General features: G+C 61.9%; 1 protein-coding gene. It reads left to right on the top strand.

The window, feature by feature from the left end; all coding sequences use genetic code 11:
- A partial coding sequence (locus tag ACEWQZ_RS02335) for a transposase (RefSeq protein WP_476481463.1) occupies positions 1-281 on the top strand: 281 nt, incomplete at both ends.

Raw genomic sequence — 281 nt, 5'->3', positions numbered from 1 at the left:
GCTCTGAAAGGTATGCGATGGAAGCTGCTGAGATCCCCCAAGGGGCTTAGCCGAGGCGCTCGGCAGGAGCTCCAGACCCTGGTCGCTCGGCTGACGACACTCAGGACGGCACGTGCCTGGCAGTACCGCGAGCAGTTGCGGGCCATCCTGCAGCGAAAGCAGGTCAACGTGGTCCGTCAGATGCTCCACCAGTGGTGTACGAACGTCATGCGCTCCAAGGTCGAGCCGATGAAGGCTGTTGCCAAGATGATAAGGCGACACCTCGATGGCATCGTCGCCTG

The organism is Wenzhouxiangella sp. YN1, from assembly GCF_056324145.1.
This window is presented reverse-complemented; position numbering and strand designations above follow the sequence as displayed.